We start from the raw sequence: 16,409 nt of genomic DNA on the forward strand, positions 1-16,409 counted from the left end.
AAAAAGTACTATACTTTTGCTACATTAATTTTCTTTTATAATTCCATTAGCTAATAAGTTTTTAAACTGCCTTGTAAATTTAAATTAGATTAACTAATCTTATAAATATAATCATATACTTTATCTTAAGGAGAATAAAATGAACTTACAACAATTAGAATACTTTAAAACAATAGCTGAAACTGAAAATTTTACAACTGCATCTAATTTATTATCAGTAAGCCAGCCTGCTTTGAGTAAGGCAATTTCAAAACTCGAGGAAGAATTGGGAGTTCCTTTATTCGAAAAAAGTGGACGTAACATTAAACTAACAAGGTTTGGAAAAATGTTTTTATCTCATACAAAAACTGCATTACTTGAAATAAATAAAGGTATAAAAGAATTAAAAGAAATAACTAATTCTAATACTGATAGTATTTCTATATCTTCTACATCTAGTGTAGGTACATATTTTATGCCTTTTATAATAAGTAATTTTTTAAATGAAAATCCAAATACTAAATTTCAATTTAATCATGAATCAGTAAAAAATATAATATGTGATTTGAAATCTGGAAAAATAGATTTAGGATTTTATGAGTGTATAGAACATTCTAATATACCTTCTGAAATTGAATCAATTGCTATAAGAAGTGAAGAATATGTTTTAATAGTTCCTAAAAAACATCATCTTTCAAATAGATCCGAAGTATCTTTAAAAGAATTAGAAAATGAATCCTTTGTTGCTTTTTGCATAGATAGTAAAGATAAGATGATTTCATACTCTGAATTCTTAGGTTATATTCCTAAAATATCAATAAGACCTAGTGAAGCAAGTATGCTAGAAGGTTTAGTTGCGGCAGGCGCTGGAATATCAATAGTTCCAAACACACCAATTATCAACACAAATTCTGTTTCTATCTTGAAGATAAAAGAAAAAATTAAAGATAAAACTATTTATATGGGATGGCTTAAAGATGCTTATATGTCCCCTATAGCAAAAATATTTAAAGAATTTGTTATTTCATCTATTTAATTCATATAAATATTAAAATAAAGTAGTCTATGCTTTCATTAATTATAGACTACTTTTCTTACTAATTATTCAATTGTATGTCCTGTATTTTCTATACAAGCTCTTATTCCTTGTTGTGTAGCTGGTTTATTGTACATAACTTCAACAGAACCTCTTGCCATATCAACACAAACTTGATTAACACCTTCAACTTTTTCTAATGAATTTTTTAGTTGCGTTTTCATATTTTCATTAGCTATTCCATTAATCTTGCAATGTAATCTTTCCATACTATATCTCCTTTCAAAATTGATACAGATATAGTATGTTAAAATATATTAGTATATATTCTATAACTCTTAACAATTAATATTTAACTATAGCTTATACATTATTTTATTTAATATTATTAGAAACAAAGTTTATCTAGATACTACTATTGTATATCCAAATTTTCTAATACCACTTTTTATATTCTTTATTCTATACTTCTTATCCTATTTAAATCAGAACTACATAATACTTCCAGATTCTCAAATATCTTTTCTTTAGACCAGTTCCACCACTTTAATTCTAAAAGATATTCTATTAACTCATCATCAAATCTTTTCTTTATAAATGTAGCAGGATTTCCTCCTACAATACTATATGAGTCAACATTTTTTGCAACAACTGAATTAGCTGCTATAATAGCCCCATCTCCAATTTTGACACCTGGCATTATAGTTACATTTTCTCCTATCCAGACATCATTTCCTACTATAGTATCCCCCTTATAAGGTAAATCTTCTATTGCAGGAGTTGATTTTTCCCATCCATTCCCCATAATATTAAATGGATAAGTAGTTACACTATTCATTCTATGATTTGCACCATTCATAATAAATTCTACCCCACTTGCAATAGCACAAAATTTCCCTATAACTAACTTATCACCAATAAACTCATAATGATGAGTTACATGCTTTTCAAAGTCTTCTCCTGAGAAATACGAATAATCTCCAACTTCAATATTAGGATTTTTTATAGTGTTTTTTATAAAACATACAGTTTTAATATTTTCATTTGGATATATATCATTTGGATTAGGTCCTAAATTTTTAAACATAAAAAAACCTCCTTTTAAATATTCACTTCTTTGCTTAGTATTACATAAATTATATAATATTGATTTCATATGGTAAATATGAATTATTATAGAATTATACTTATTAATTTATAATTAACCCAATTATTAGTATAATTATGAATAATTTAAGAATATAAAATGAAAGGAGTACTTAATAATGAATTTGAGGGAGATAAAATTAACTCTTTTCTTAATGATTTAACAAAAGAATATAAAAAACTTAATTATGCTTCTTATAAACCTTCTAGTATTCAGCTACAATATAATCCAGGTTCTAAAAAATATAGAGATCCAGAGATTATATTGTCTGTATTAAATAAACTTATTGATTTTTCTATTATGAATAACTTTATTACTGGATGTAGCTCTTGTGGAGAAACTACGGAAGTATCAGCATTTTTACTAGGTAATACTGTTATTCCTTGCTGTAAGAATTGTCAATTTGAAATCAAAAATGCTATCAGTGAAAATCAAAATAATCTTCAAAATGTAAGAAACAATATAGTTGGTGGAATAGTAGGTGGATTTATAGGTGCCCTACTTGGATCTTTAGTTTGGATATTAATATACCAAATGAATTATATAGCAGCAATTGCTGGACTAGCTATTGCTATATGTTGTATTAAAGGATATCAATTGCTAGGTGGAAAACTTAATATAACAGGAGTTATTATTACTTCTATAATCACTATAATTATGGTTTATTTAGCTAATCATATTTCATTAGCTATAGATATTTACTCAGAATTTAAAAGCTATTATGAAATAACATTCTTTGATGCATTAAGATCTGTTCCAGATTTCTTATTAGAACCTTCAATTAGAAGTGAGTTTATGAAAAATTTACTCATTGGTTATCTTTTAACATTTATTGGATCTGCATCATATATTAAAAAGTCCTATAAAGATGCAAATTTTAAAATAAATGCTGAGGAAATCGAATTATAGAAAACTAAAATAAAGTAAGTCAAATTTATTATTTTTCATATATTAATATTGTTATTACTTTTTTAATTAGGTGATTAAAATTAAATTGTACGATGGAATAAATATAGATGAATTACAATTACTTGGTAGTGGAACTCAAGGAAAAGTATATAAAATAGATTCAAAAAAATGTATTAAAATATTTAAAAAGAAACAATCTTGTAAGGATGAAATCCACACTTTACTTATGGCTCAAACAAATTCACATTTTCCTAAGATTTATTCATATGGTGATAAACATATTGTAAGAGAATATATAGATGGGATTGAATTAGATAAATATTTGTCATCACATTGTCTCACTCTAGATATATCAAATAAAATTATCGAACTTTATGAAGCCATGTATTCTATAGGATATGCACGATTAGATTCAGCTTTATTTCATATATTTTTAACACCTTTAAATGATATTAAACTTATTGATACTGCAAAGGCTATGAAGGAAAAACGTTTATATCCTAGTTTAATCATTAAAGGGTTATATGATCTTGGATATAAAGATGAATTTCTAAGTTTTGTTAAAACTGAAAGACCCGAAATTTATGCTAGATGGTTAAAATATTGTAAGTAAATCATTTATTTTTTAAGGAGAAAAAAATGAGATTTATAGTTTTTGGTGATTCAAAAGGGAAAGAAAATGGCATAAATAAAAAAGTACTCAATTTAATAATGAAAGAAACTTGTAAATTAGATCCTAAACCTGAATTTATAGTGATGTGTGGAGATACTGTTGCAGGTAATCCTAAAGAAGAATTATTAAAATTACAATTAATTGACTTTAAAAATATTATTGAAAAATATCATCCTGGGAAACCACTGATTCCTGTAGTTGGGAACCATGAAGTAAATATAACTCCAGAGGATTATAAACTTGAAAAAACTTTTAGTGAGTTTTATGATAATTCAATTCCTACTGATACTACTCTTGATGGTTACAATAAAACAGTTTATTACGTAGACTTTGAGGATACTAGGCTTATAGTACTTAATTCATTTCATTATGGAGAAATTCATAAAATTAGCCAAGCTCAGCTTGATTGGTTAGAGAAAATTTCATATGACTGTTATAAAAACAAACTTCTTTTTGTTCATTCTCCAGCATTTCCAACTGGTGCTCATCTAGGTCATTGCCTTGATTTGTATCCTACTGACAGAGATAACTTTTTAAATATAGTAGAGAAATGTAATATTGATATAATTTTTTGTGGCCATGAGCATAACTATTCAAGAAGGATGATAAATTCTTCTTCAAAAAGAGAGTACATTTATCAAGTAATTACAGGTGGTGGCGGTGAAAAGCTTCGTGATAAGTATAAAAGCAAATCCGGTGTTGTTGTTCCCCCAATTGCTGTATATCATTTTTTACTTATAGATATAGATAAAGAATACATTAAGGTAAGTGCAATAACATCTAAAGGTAAAAAAATAGATGATTTTAAAATAGCAATAAGATAGGCTGTTTGATTTCAACAGCCTATCTTATTCTATTCTTATGTAATTTATTATGAATTCTTCATTATTACACTTTCAACTACATTTGCTGCAGTTTCACAAGCATCACAACATCTTTCAAAATATTTAAAAGTGTCTGTCCATGTCATTAATTCTATAGAATCTTTTGAAGTAGTATAAAGATTTCTTATACTCATAATATATAACTTATCTCCTTCTTCTTCTAATCCATTTATATTTATTATTAATTTTTGTATTTCTTGTGACTTTTTATAGTTACGGAATTCTTTCATTAATCCTTTTAACTCATTACAATGTTTTATTATTACATTAGCAAAATCTAAGGCTTCTTTTCTCATAGAAGTAATATTAAACATATATATTCTTGTTAAAATATCTTCTATAGCATCTGTTACATTATCAATTTCATGAGCTAACTCTGCAATATCTCCTCTTTCGATAGGTGTAATAAATTCTTTAAGTAATTTATTCATCATATCATGTTTTTTTAAGTCTGCTGCATGTTCAATCTTATGCATTTCACTTATTTTATTTTCTATTTCATTTACATCAAAGTTTAATAAAGTATCATGAAGTAAATTTGCTGCACTGCATGAATAATCTACTAACTCAGATAACATTTCAAAATAATCATTTCCTTTTTTACTTCCCATTTTTAATCCTACTCCTTTGTAGTTTATATTTTATTAAAAAATCCAAATGAAAAACTTCGCCATTAAAAATCCGATAATACCACAGCCTGGGAAGGTAAGAATCCATGTCCAAACCATTTCTTTAACAACTCCCCAGTTTACAGAACTTAATCTTTTTGCTGCACCAACTCCCATTATAGAAGTTGTTTTAGTATGAGTTGTACTTACAGGAATTCCTGTTACTGAAGAAATAAGAAGACATCCAGCTGCAGCTAAATCTGCTGAAAATCCTTGGTATTGCTCCAACTTAACCATGTCCATACCAACTGCTTTTATAATTTTATATCCTCCTATAGAAGTACCTAAAGCCATAACTAAAGAACAAATTACCATTAGCCATACTGGAATTACAAAGTTTTCAACAGCGCCTTGTCCATTTGCTAAGAATATTCCAAGCATGAATACTCCCATAAACTTTTGACCATCTTGAGCTCCATGCATAAATGCCATTGCTGCTCCTCCGCCAATTTGAGAATATTTAAAGAAACCACTTGTCTTTCTACGATCAAAGCCTTTAAAAATCAATTCTGTAATCTTAACAGTTATCCATCCCATTACAAAACCTAACCCTGTAGAAAGTACTAGTCCATAAATTACCTTTATCCACTCTCCACCGTTAATACCACCAAGTCCACCTTGAAGCGCAATTGCTGCTCCTGATATACCAGCAATTAGTGCATGGCTTTCACTTGTAGGAATTCCAAAATACCAAGCTGCAGTTGCCCATACAACAATTGCAAATAATGAAGCACATAAAGCAACTAAAGCATCACCAGAATCTCCTCCAAAGTCCACCATATTATAAATGGTCATTGCTACATTAGCATTTACCATAGTCATTACAAAAACTCCTAGAAAATTAAAAACCGCTGCCATTAATATTGCGGCACGAGGACCTATTGCTCTCGTAGATACACATGTTGCAATAGCATTAGGTGCATCTGTCCATCCATTTACTAAAATTACACCTAAGGTTAAAATTACTGTTATTAATAATGCCGGATTATCTACTATTTGTCCTATAAATTCAAAGAAAGAAATAGTCATGAAATATCCCCTTTCATTTTTACGTTAATTTTCAGTTAATATATGGCATAAAACCTACTTTTTATATCATAATAAATATATTTACTATTATTATTTTCATTATCATGATAATATTGTTCACAAAATTTTTACAATGTGATTATATAATATTTAATCTTAAAAATACAAGCAAAATACACAGTTTATACCGTTAAATTCTTGTTAAATAGCAAAGCATGTAATAATAACAGTTTTAGAAGATTAAATTAACAATGTTAAATTCTTGTTAAATACCAGCTTAAAATCAACTTTTTCATCAATAGTATATGTTTTAAACTAAATTTTCATAAGTGATTCTCTTATATTTTTTCTGTATATTCCACCATGATAGCATATTATTTTTTCTATATCATAATTTAATAACTTCATTATAGAATTTCTAGCTTTCTCCATATCTAATGTATACTGAGGGTTTGCAATTGCTAATTTATTATCCTCTATAACTAAAGCATCTCCTGCTATTAGCGTTTTACTTTCTTTTAGATATATAGATATATGTCCTGGCATATGTCCTGGAGTTTCAATTATCTCCATTCCTCCGCACCATTCAAGCTTTTCTTTATCTTTTAACACTGTATCAACTTTAACATTTTCTATGGATTCGAGCATATGTTGAAAATTTCTTGCCTCCTCTTTATCCTCTTCTGGAATAGTATCATATATAAATTCTGCTTGCTTTAACCTTAAGGATTTTTCTTCTCCACTTATATATCTTGATTCTATATATGATGATAATACTTCTATATTAGGATATTTCCTTTTAAAATCTGCTAGTGATCCCATATGATCATAATCGTGATGAGTTATAATTATCTTTGTCAGTTTATTTAATTCAATTTCTTTTTTTCCAGCACACTCTTCTATTAGCGGTAAAAAGTTTTGATATCCACAATCAATTAATATCATATTGTTATTATCACTTAATATTACAGGAAAAATTGTATTAACCGTGCCTCCATACTCAAAGTTAACATCCAATACTGTTACTATATTCATCTTTATTCCCCTTTCAATATACCTTTATAACTTTACTTTATTTATAGATAAATATAATATAATCAAAATATGCTTTTAATTATATTATTAAAAAAGTAATATATTTTATTCATACCAATACCTTATACGAATAATATCATTTAATAAATTTATGTAACAAGTTTAAAAACACTTCTGAACAAATTTTGATAAAAAAATAATACCTATATAAAAATCATATAGGTATTATTTTCAAAATTCATATTATATCTTTTTGTTGTCTAATTATTCTTCTAATACTACTTTCAGTAAGATAGTAACATTTAGTAAGCTCATTAATAGTCATTCCTTCACTATACTTACTGTAAATTTCTCTATTTCTTTGTTTTAACTCATCCTTTAGTCCACTTTGAGTGCCCCAGGATTTTCTTTTTTCAAACTTTGTAGGAATATATAGATATCCTCCATCTACATATTCTTGAATTATTTTAATAATCTCCTCTGGCAATATATCTTGTGCTTTTTTATACTTCATATTAGTTGCTCCTATCTACTACTTAATTCATAAATAAAAAGCAAAGACTGCACAAAACATTCAAACCGCATTTATATTGCTAATACGGCTCTAAACAAAATTGTAATAATAGCTTACAGTCCTTGCTTAGAGCCTAATCTAACAACTAATTCTACTCTAATACACATCAAAATTCTCCCCTTATTTAATAATATAATACTATTTTAACATAAATCTAAATTAATATCTTTGAATTTTATTTCCATATACCACTATCCCTATAATAATTAATGCCTTGATTACTAAGTCTTTCGCCTTGTTTCTCCAACCTAATTTTATATTCATCCCAATTTCTAAGTTCTTTAGGAGTCCAACCAATTTCAGCGTAACCTAGTAATCTTGGATATATCATAAAATCCATTTGCTCTACAGTTGAAATAGTTTCTGTCCATAATGGAGCTTCTAACCCTAAAATCAAATCCCTAGGAGCATATTCTGTAGGATCCCATTTATATGCAGTTTCTATAGGAATGTATCCTGCCCAATCTAATCCATATGGCGTACTTTCATTATACTTCATATCCAAATAAGCTTTTGATGCTATCGAAATTATCATCTTCATCTTTTTTTCTCTAGCTGCTTCATTTGAATCCTTCCAATTTTGTAACACTACACTTGAATTTATTTCTGGGGCAGTATCTATTGGATCCCATCCTATTGGCGTTTTCCCATAACTTTCAACTATCTTAGCTACTCTTCCCACAAAATAATCATAATCGGCTTTTTTAGTACTTTCAGCTTCATCTCCTCCTATATGAAAATATTTTGAAGGTGATATTTCTGAGATTTCTTTGATAACATCACTAATAAATTCATATGTTTTTTCACTATGTGTCATGAAAGAGCTAAAACCAACATCTGTTCCTGTATATAATGGTTTTCTTTTTCCATCTGGATTTAAGAATCCATAAGAAGCTAATGCTGCATTACTATGACCTGGCATATCAACTTCCGGAATTATTTCTATATATCTATCAGCTGCATATTTAACTATACTTTTAAACTGATCTTGTGTATAGTATCCTCCTGGTCCACCACCAACTTCTGTACTTCCTCCTATAAGAGTTAAATCTGGATATTTCTTTATTTCAATACGCCATCCTTGATCATCAGTAAGATGTAAATGTACTCTATTTATTTTATACTGTGACGCATAATCTATTTGGCGTTTAATTTCATCTTCTGTAAAAAAATGCCTAGCAACATCTATCATTAACCCTCTATATTGATATTCAGGCTTATCATTTATTGTAGAAACAGGAATACTCCACTCAACATTAGTAACTAATGTACTTTTTACAATATCTGTAGGTAATAACTGTTTTAATGTTTGAACACCTCTAAAAACACCTTCTGGCTTATATGCTATTATCTTAACATTTTCAGAAGTAGTTATCATTTTGTATCCTTCATTTCCTTGAGCTTCTTCTCCTCCAATAGTTGTTAAATAAATGCTTGATACAGCAGGCTTTTCACCCCTTATTATATTCAACTCAAATCCTGTTGAAGGTTTTAATTTTTCTTTTAATAATTCTGCAATTCTGCTAAGCTCCTCTGTTTCTGCTTCATTATTTCCTTTTACATAAATTGAAGTATCCTTAGTAAGCAAAAACTTTCCAGTTCCCTTTTCATATCTTAATGGCTTTGGAATAATATCATTATCACTAGTTTCTGCTACAAATACAGATTGTACTTCTTCTTTATCTCTAAAAAGACTTATTGAATAAAATGTTAATATTAAAATAGCTAACATAATTAGAGATAGAGATTTAAAAAATTTATTATGTTTTTTCTTCATTAGTTCACCTTCCCTATATTAATCATAAGTTTATATTAAATATATATTATTAAATATATATCCTTCATAATTATCTTATAACCTAAATTTAAAAGTATATACCTCATTTTTATAAATTAATTCAGCGCTCCATTATGCATATTAATCTCTTTAATCATGTTTTCTTATATTTCCTTCAAATATTTTTTCTTTTTCTTTTGGTAATTTTCTTTTTGTTAATATATCATAAAATCCAGAAATTATATAACTAACTGTCATAACAGTTATAATTGCTACCATTTCCTCTCCACCAAAGTATTCCAAAGCCATAGCTATGGACGTTATAGGAAGAGAGGTTGCACTACAAAATAACCCTATCATTCCTAATGCTGTCACAGATGTAAGTGGTAAATTAATAAATTTAGAAACAAAGCTTCCTAAAGTTGCTCCTACAAAAAATGTTGGATTTCCTCTTCCCCCTTGGAAAACTGAACCTAATGCGACAGCTGTGAATATAATTTTCCATATAGAATCCATTATACTTACATGACTTTTAAATGATTCATTTATAAAAGACTGACCTAATCCATTATAATTATCTCCAACTATTAAAAATAGAATTATTGTTATAACTCCACCTAAAATAGCTTTTATATATGGATTTTTAGTAAACATATTATAAACCTTACTACTATTATCTAATACTAAATTAAATATAAATCCGCCTATTCCAAATATTATACCTAGTAATACTAATTTCATAAGAACTACAAAGCTTAAATCATCTAAAACTAAATTAGGATACTCTACAACCTTACTTCCTACTCTTATTGCTATTTCATTAGATATTACAGCTGTTAAAAAAGCTGGAATTAATGCTTGATAATGAAACCTACCTTTTAATATTAACTCCATTCCTAAGATTGCTCCTGCAAAAGGCACATCATATATTACTCCAAATGCACTCCCAACCCCACATATTACTAATGTTCTTTGTTCATCATCAGATAATTTAAACTTCCTTGCTATAAAATCTCCTAAAGTCCCTCCCATTGCTACTGCTGACCCCTCTTTTCCTGCCGAGCCACCGCAAAATGTAGTTAATAAAGATCCTATAAATACTACAAATGTCATATAAAATGGAATATCCTTAGCTGCTGATTGAACTTCAGATTTAAGCAAATTTTCTCCTGAATATGCATTTCTTTTTGTTTTTAAATACATAAACGTTATTATTAACCCTGCTATAGGCAAAAAGTATATTAAATACTCATGATCCTTTCTGTAATTATTAGCTGCAGATAACATCCTATTAAACAGACCAACTATAATGCCAATAGGTATAGCCATAGCAATGCTTAATATAATCCACTTAAACATTTGCCGTATTAATTTATAATAATCTTGATTTTTTTCAGTATTAACTTGTTCGCTCATCAATATTCTCCTTGTTTCAAATAGTACTAATAAACTTTATTATTTGATATTATGAAAAAATAATTCCTATTAATCACTTATTATAACAACTTTATTCATTTGGCTATTATTCCTTCAATCTTAATATAATTTATATTAATTAAATTCACTATATTATCATAAAATTTGAATGTGATTTCATGTTAATAATATAAATTAATCTTATAAATAAAAAAGTTCAAAGATATTATAATTTTAAAAATATCCTTGAACTCTAAATAATAAATTAATATTTAATTATATAACTACTTTCACCAGGAATATCTACTTCATGGTTTCTTTGGAAATAATCTATTATAAGCTCACTCATATCCATATTTATTTCTTTTACAACTTGAGCATTTTCATAAGCAGGATAAATAGCTGTATTGCTTGCACGATAATTATTTAAAACTATTGTGTAATCTTTATTTAAATCTATTTCTTTTCCATCCTTTTTCATTGAAACAACACGATTTCCGAAATCTTCATTTAAATCTATTTCATAAGTTAAACCTGCAAATGTATCATAATTATAGTTTTGTACCTTCGGTACTAAAAATTCTTTATTAATTTTAATTTCATTATTTTCTAAAACAAAATATGTAGCACTTTTTTCAATAGCTTCTTTAACTTTGCTACCTTTAATTTTAAGAACTTTTAATGTATTTGGATATGGATAATTAATTAGTACGTCTCTAATTGAAACATTTTTCTTAAATCCAATAGCCGTATCAAATAATGATAAAGCTGAAAAATCTGCATTAGAAACATCTAATTGAACTTCATGTAAGAAGTTTATGAAAGGATGCCCCTTAAGTCTTGCTATAAAGATATCATCTAAGATTATGTCATTTTTAAAATGGCCTATTTCCTTATCTAAATAATCTTGTAGCTCCTTATTTATATTCGCAAATCGTTTTTCTAGCTTAGAATCAATTTCATCATTTAATTTTGATACATCTATTAATTCATAATTTATCTCTTTAGTTTCAGTATCTATAACTATCTTAGTAAAATTTTGACCATTATGCATAGGTTGTGTACATATAACTCCATTTATTTTTGTTATAAATGATCTATGTTGATGACCACTTAAAACAATATCTATAGAATCATAGTTTTCTAACAATTCACTTGCTTGGTTCTCCTTTGTTAACTTTTCTGTAGGCGTGTTATTTCCATCTAGACTTTTTTCGAAGCCTCCATGATAACAAGCTATTATAATATCAGATTTTTCTTTTAATTCCTCTTCATATTCTCCATAAACTTTTACAGGATCTAAAAATTCTAAGTTTTTAATATTCTTTTCTTGTTCCCAATTAGGTATAAATGATGTTGTAAACCCTATACATCCTACCTTAAAACCATTAAAATCAAAAATCTTATAAGGATTACTATCAAATGACAAACCTTTAATATTGGAGTTTATAATTTTATCTGAAACCGTCTTATAAGCAGTATTTAAATAATCTAATCCATAATTAAATTCATGATTACCTAAAGTATACGCATCGTATCCTATATCTTCTAACAGTTCTGTTATTGGATTAGTCTCTAGATTTTGCTTAGATAAATAATGAGTTAAGGCTGACCCTTGAATTAAATCACCACAATCTATTTTTAAAGATGCATCATAGTTCTTTTCATCCTTTAAAATATAGGTTCCTATTTTTAATATTCCAAGAGATTTTTCAGTTACATAATTTGTTGGATATACAAATCCATGTAAATCACTTGTTTGATAAATTACTAATTTCATAGTACCTCCTTTATGTGCTTTGCACAATGTAAAATGAATAATGTATAATATAAAATTAAAGAAAAAACTCCTTACGGAGCTTTCAAAATTTGGAGCTGCCATAAAGCAGCTCCTGTTATATTATTCCCAAATTGAATTTAAAGTTGTTTTAAATTCTTCTAATTTTTTAGTCACATCTGTTTTAGTATCAGCTAATATCGCTTCTAAAACTGTACCTGCTTCACGGTATGCAGCATCAGCACCAGCTATTACAGGGTTTGTATATAAGTTCTTAGTTGCATCTGCTAATATTGGAGCTATTAAGCTTCCAGAATTTTTATATTCTTCTGATTCAATAGCACTTTGTCTTACTGGCATATATCCAGTTTCTGAAGCCCATTGAATTTGCTTTTCTTTGCTAGTTAAGAATCTAAAAAATTCGTATGCAGCAGTCTTTTGTTCTGGTGTAGCACTTGAGAATACATATAAATCAGTACCTTGTTGTAATGAAGCATTTGTTGGATATGGAGCAGCACCTACTTCAAATTTGTCACCAACACCTTGTTTAACAAAATTTTCACCTGCATTTGAACCAACATACATACCTATAGTTTCATTTCCAAATGGTCCTGATAAATATTTATCTGTTCCAGCAATTCTGAAGTAACCTTCCTTGACACCATCTAAATAGTAATTAACAGCTTTAACTGACGCATCACTTGTAACATCAAAGTTATTATCAAAAGTTTTACCTTCTGATTTTAAGAATGTAGTATAGTAAGTATTTAAAGAATCAAATCCAGCACCTGGAATACCTTTTTTATCTTTAATTTCTTTTGCAACTTTTACAAGTTCATCATAATTTGTTGGAGGTGTTAATTTTAATTCATCAAATAATGTTTTGTTATACCAAATAACTTCTGTTGATTTATTAAATGGCATTCCATATATCTTTCCATCTATCTTAGCTGCTTCTCTAAGGCTTGGTAATATATCATCATAATTATCAAACTTAAGAGTTTCATTTTCTATGTATGGAGTTAAATCTGTAACTAATCCATCTTGTATAGGGTTAAACATCCAATCAGGATATGCTTGAGTTATTGTTGGTAAATCCTTAGGACTTGCAACTGTTGCAGTTATTTTTTGTTGTAAGTCTGGATAACTTGATTGGTTTTGTAAAGTAACCTTAATATTAGGATTTTGTGCAGTAAATTCATCTGTTAATTTTATTAGAGATTTTTCTAAGTCTCCACTCATAGCATGCCAAAATGTTATTTCTACTGGATTTGTTATTTCTGTTACTATTTCTTCATTTTTTGATTCAGCACCTTTAGTAGAACATCCAGTTAATAGTCCTACTGATAGGGCTAATGCTAATAATTTTTTGAACTTCATTTTTCACCCTCCGTTGTTGTTAAATTGTTTGCTTTTTCTCTGGTAATAGCCTATCCCCAGATTCATTATAAAGTTTTTCAGGACGATATGAATGAATTGGAACTAGTAACTTAGGTTTAATTAAGTTAATTATTTCAATTAAATCATAAGGATGAGCATGCCCACTACATGAAACTCTTTCGAATTTAATATTCTTTTCTTCAAATTTGTTTACGAATGGTGCATATGCAGGATCAAATTCACCTAATGGAACTGCATTTGAGTGAATATATATTCCACCTTCTTTTAATTTATCCATATATTTAATTGCAAGTTTATCTAGTTGCCAGAAAAAGCTTCCTTCATCATTTAATAAATCTTCAAAACTAACTTTAAGATTTTCATCCAATCCATAATCTCCATTATCTAATTGATAATAATAAGATTCATATCCAGTTGCTTCCTTTAGTACATAAGAATAATATGCATCTAAAACAACTTTTCTCGAATTGGTTTTTATTATATTTAAAATTCTTTCTATATTAGAAATATAATAATTAAATGTTATTTGTTTGTTAGGATTATTATTAACAATTTCATTTATCTTTTCTATTAGTTCTGGTTCATTTGAAATTTCCTTATCACTAACATCATCATCAAACTCTTGGAACGAGACACTTACACCTTCTATTAGTAAAACATCACAATTTTCACTTTCCTTACAGAAGTTTAAAGTAGCTTCTTTTCTATATCCATGAAGTCTTATATCTCCTGTATAAGATATTACTAGATCAGGAGTTTCAATCAACAATCCACATGCTCCATATGCATCATGATCAACTGGCATTACTTTAACTTTTATTTTGCCAATTTCTATCACTTCATTTTCTTTAACTCCAATTATATCTCTCGTATTATTTCCTTTATTCTCATGTAGAGGGAAAAGAAAATCATTATTTATATTCAAAGTATTTAATAGAGACTTAGTACCCTCTAATGTATATAAAGGTACTTCTGGATTTAAATAATTTACTATCTTTGAATGATCTAAATGCACATGTGATAAAAATACTGCTGTATTTTTAAAGTTATCTTCTTTTGACTCATAACCTTTTAGTGGAATTTTAGGATCAAACATATTATTTAAATATGGAACTAAATTTTCATCTAATAATTCTTGTAAATTAGTTGGTTGTACTGGTGATTTCGGATCATATTCACTTCCAAAATCGAAGAATATATGACTATCTTCATATGTTATTTCTATTATTGTTCCTCCAATAGTTAAAATACCATTGTGAAACGTAATCTTTGTTTTTTTATCCTTTAACGCCACTCTTAACAACTCCTCTAATGATTTGTTTTCTAAAAATTAAATATAAAATTAAAATAGGAACTATAGCAATTGTTGATGCAGCCATTTGTAAATGAACATTTGACCCGCTTTCAGTAGCAAAGGAACTTAATCCATTACTTAACAATCTCATTTCCTTACTATTTGTTACTAGTATTGGCCATAGGAATGAATTCCATCCATTAATAAAGCTTAAGATACCCATTGTAAATAATGCTGGTTTTGCTAAAGGAATTAAAATTCTATTAACAAATTCCAAATCACTACATCCATCAACCTTTGCAGCTTTATAGTAGGAAATTGGGATACTTGTTAAATATTCTTTTAAATAAAATATGTAAAACACACTTGCTAAAGATGGAAGTATTAGTGCTGTATATGTATCTAATAATCCTAGCTGTGCAATTGTTTGATAATTTGTGAAAACAGTAACTTCATATGGTACCATAAGTAAAGCTGCCATACCAAGTACTAAAGCATTCTTATATTTGAACTCTAATTTTACTAAAGCAAAGCTTGCTAATATTGAAGTTATTATTGTTCCAATTGTTGATACTCCAGCAACTAAAATCGTATTAAAGAAATATCTAACAAAAGGAGCCTGCTCCATTGCTAAAACAAAGTTTCCCCATTGAAACTTCTCTGGAAATAGCGTTGGTGGAATACTAGTTGCCTCTTGATACGTCATTAAACTTGATAAAATCATATATACAAAAGGAAATAGTGTAATCAACGCCATAATAAGAATAAACGTCTTTGATAAAACTAAATTTACTTTTTTCATCACTTCAC

General features: G+C 27.8%; 16 protein-coding genes. 4 read left to right on the plus strand and 12 right to left on the minus strand.

The window, feature by feature from the left end:
• The first annotated feature begins 139 nt into the window (after positions 1-139).
• Positions 140-1,015 carry a LysR family transcriptional regulator gene (locus tag I2E83_RS10945; RefSeq protein ID WP_195429784.1) on the plus strand — a complete coding sequence of 292 codons (876 nt, stop codon included), beginning with the start codon at positions 140-142 and terminating at the stop codon, positions 1,013-1,015.
• Between the two features lie 65 nt (positions 1,016-1,080).
• Here I2E83_RS10945 and I2E83_RS10950 read toward each other — a convergent pair whose 3' ends face one another.
• The gene (locus I2E83_RS10950; RefSeq protein WP_195262971.1) at positions 1,081-1,284 is read right to left on the minus strand and encodes a heavy-metal-associated domain-containing protein; all 204 of its coding nucleotides are present in this window, start codon (positions 1,282-1,284) and stop codon (positions 1,081-1,083) included.
• A 188-nt stretch (positions 1,285-1,472) separates the two neighbouring features.
• Positions 1,473-2,102 (minus strand): Vat family streptogramin A O-acetyltransferase, encoded by a 630-nt coding sequence (locus tag I2E83_RS10955; RefSeq protein WP_195429786.1) that lies wholly within the window; start codon positions 2,100-2,102, stop codon positions 1,473-1,475.
• Positions 2,103-2,261: 159 nt separating this feature from the next.
• On the opposite strand from I2E83_RS10955, the gene I2E83_RS10960 reads away from it, so the two are divergent.
• From I2E83_RS10960 to I2E83_RS10970, 3 genes are all read left to right on the plus strand, one after another.
• Positions 2,262-3,071: a hypothetical protein gene (locus I2E83_RS10960; protein WP_195429788.1), complete on the plus strand. Its 810-nt coding sequence runs from the start codon at positions 2,262-2,264 to the stop codon at positions 3,069-3,071.
• 85 nt (positions 3,072-3,156) lie between these two features.
• The gene (locus tag I2E83_RS10965) at positions 3,157-3,684 is read left to right on the plus strand and encodes a hypothetical protein (protein ID WP_207738504.1); all 528 of its coding nucleotides are present in this window, start codon (positions 3,157-3,159) and stop codon (positions 3,682-3,684) included.
• A gap of 26 nt (positions 3,685-3,710) precedes the next feature.
• Entirely contained in the window at positions 3,711-4,568 is an 858-nt protein-coding gene (locus I2E83_RS10970; protein ID WP_195429792.1) for a metallophosphoesterase, read from the plus strand.
• A 47-nt stretch (positions 4,569-4,615) separates the two neighbouring features.
• On the opposite strand, the gene I2E83_RS10975 is transcribed toward I2E83_RS10970, so the two are convergent.
• The 10 genes from I2E83_RS10975 to I2E83_RS11020 form a co-directional block, all read right to left on the minus strand.
• Complete coding sequence (locus tag I2E83_RS10975; RefSeq protein ID WP_195429794.1) at positions 4,616-5,239, minus strand: DUF47 family protein; 624 nt, start codon at positions 5,237-5,239, stop codon at positions 4,616-4,618.
• Between the two features lie 33 nt (positions 5,240-5,272).
• Positions 5,273-6,325: an inorganic phosphate transporter gene (locus I2E83_RS10980; protein ID WP_195429796.1), complete on the minus strand. Its 1,053-nt coding sequence runs from the start codon at positions 6,323-6,325 to the stop codon at positions 5,273-5,275.
• 315 nt (positions 6,326-6,640) lie between these two features.
• Positions 6,641-7,360 carry an MBL fold metallo-hydrolase gene (locus tag I2E83_RS10985; protein ID WP_195429798.1) on the minus strand — a complete coding sequence of 240 codons (720 nt, stop codon included), beginning with the start codon at positions 7,358-7,360 and terminating at the stop codon, positions 6,641-6,643.
• A gap of 238 nt (positions 7,361-7,598) precedes the next feature.
• Complete coding sequence (locus I2E83_RS10990; protein WP_195262963.1) at positions 7,599-7,874, minus strand: CD3324 family protein; 276 nt, start codon at positions 7,872-7,874, stop codon at positions 7,599-7,601.
• A 235-nt stretch (positions 7,875-8,109) separates the two neighbouring features.
• The gene (locus I2E83_RS10995; protein WP_195429800.1) at positions 8,110-9,711 is read right to left on the minus strand and encodes a beta-N-acetylhexosaminidase; all 1,602 of its coding nucleotides are present in this window, start codon (positions 9,709-9,711) and stop codon (positions 8,110-8,112) included.
• A gap of 150 nt (positions 9,712-9,861) precedes the next feature.
• Complete coding sequence (locus I2E83_RS11000; RefSeq protein ID WP_195429802.1) at positions 9,862-11,127, minus strand: chloride channel protein; 1,266 nt, start codon at positions 11,125-11,127, stop codon at positions 9,862-9,864.
• Positions 11,128-11,392: 265 nt separating this feature from the next.
• On the minus strand, positions 11,393-12,907 hold the full coding sequence (locus I2E83_RS11005) for a 5'-nucleotidase C-terminal domain-containing protein (protein WP_195429804.1): 1,515 nt from the start codon (positions 12,905-12,907) through the stop codon (positions 11,393-11,395).
• A gap of 120 nt (positions 12,908-13,027) precedes the next feature.
• Positions 13,028-14,284: an ABC transporter substrate-binding protein gene (locus I2E83_RS11010; protein ID WP_195262959.1), complete on the minus strand. Its 1,257-nt coding sequence runs from the start codon at positions 14,282-14,284 to the stop codon at positions 13,028-13,030.
• Positions 14,285-14,303: 19 nt separating this feature from the next.
• Positions 14,304-15,599 carry an MBL fold metallo-hydrolase gene (locus I2E83_RS11015; RefSeq protein WP_195262958.1) on the minus strand — a complete coding sequence of 432 codons (1,296 nt, stop codon included), beginning with the start codon at positions 15,597-15,599 and terminating at the stop codon, positions 14,304-14,306.
• Positions 15,583-16,401, minus strand: coding sequence for a carbohydrate ABC transporter permease (locus I2E83_RS11020; protein WP_195262957.1), 819 nt, complete (start codon positions 16,399-16,401; stop codon positions 15,583-15,585). Before I2E83_RS11020 ends, I2E83_RS11015 begins: the two co-directional genes overlap by 17 nt.
• Positions 16,402-16,409: the final 8 nt, after the last annotated feature.

Source organism: Clostridium sp. D46t1_190503_E9 (genome assembly GCF_015555225.1).
Classification (GTDB): Bacteria; Bacillota; Clostridia; order Clostridiales; family Clostridiaceae; genus Clostridium.

Bases quoted from the DNA above. Each gene is read 5' to 3' on its own strand.
- I2E83_RS11005 (WP_195429804.1), bottom strand. From the start codon at position 12,907: ATGAAATTAGTAATTTATCAAACAAGTGATTTACATGGATTTGTATAT.
- I2E83_RS10985 (WP_195429798.1), bottom strand. From the start codon at position 7,360: ATGAATATAGTAACAGTATTGGATGTTAACTTTGAGTATGGAGGCACG.
- I2E83_RS10950 (WP_195262971.1), bottom strand. From the start codon at position 1,284: ATGGAAAGATTACATTGCAAGATTAATGGAATAGCTAATGAAAATATG.
- I2E83_RS10945 (WP_195429784.1), top strand. From the start codon at position 140: ATGAACTTACAACAATTAGAATACTTTAAAACAATAGCTGAAACTGAA.
- I2E83_RS10990 (WP_195262963.1), bottom strand. From the start codon at position 7,874: ATGAAGTATAAAAAAGCACAAGATATATTGCCAGAGGAGATTATTAAA.
- I2E83_RS11000 (WP_195429802.1), bottom strand. From the start codon at position 11,127: ATGAGCGAACAAGTTAATACTGAAAAAAATCAAGATTATTATAAATTA.
- I2E83_RS10970 (WP_195429792.1), top strand. From the start codon at position 3,711: ATGAGATTTATAGTTTTTGGTGATTCAAAAGGGAAAGAAAATGGCATA.
- I2E83_RS10960 (WP_195429788.1), top strand. From the start codon at position 2,262: ATGAAAGGAGTACTTAATAATGAATTTGAGGGAGATAAAATTAACTCT.
- I2E83_RS10975 (WP_195429794.1), bottom strand. From the start codon at position 5,239: ATGGGAAGTAAAAAAGGAAATGATTATTTTGAAATGTTATCTGAGTTA.
- I2E83_RS10980 (WP_195429796.1), bottom strand. From the start codon at position 6,325: ATGACTATTTCTTTCTTTGAATTTATAGGACAAATAGTAGATAATCCG.
- I2E83_RS11010 (WP_195262959.1), bottom strand. From the start codon at position 14,284: ATGAAGTTCAAAAAATTATTAGCATTAGCCCTATCAGTAGGACTATTA.
- I2E83_RS10955 (WP_195429786.1), bottom strand. From the start codon at position 2,102: ATGTTTAAAAATTTAGGACCTAATCCAAATGATATATATCCAAATGAA.
- I2E83_RS10995 (WP_195429800.1), bottom strand. From the start codon at position 9,711: ATGAAGAAAAAACATAATAAATTTTTTAAATCTCTATCTCTAATTATG.
- I2E83_RS11020 (WP_195262957.1), bottom strand. From the start codon at position 16,401: ATGAAAAAAGTAAATTTAGTTTTATCAAAGACGTTTATTCTTATTATG.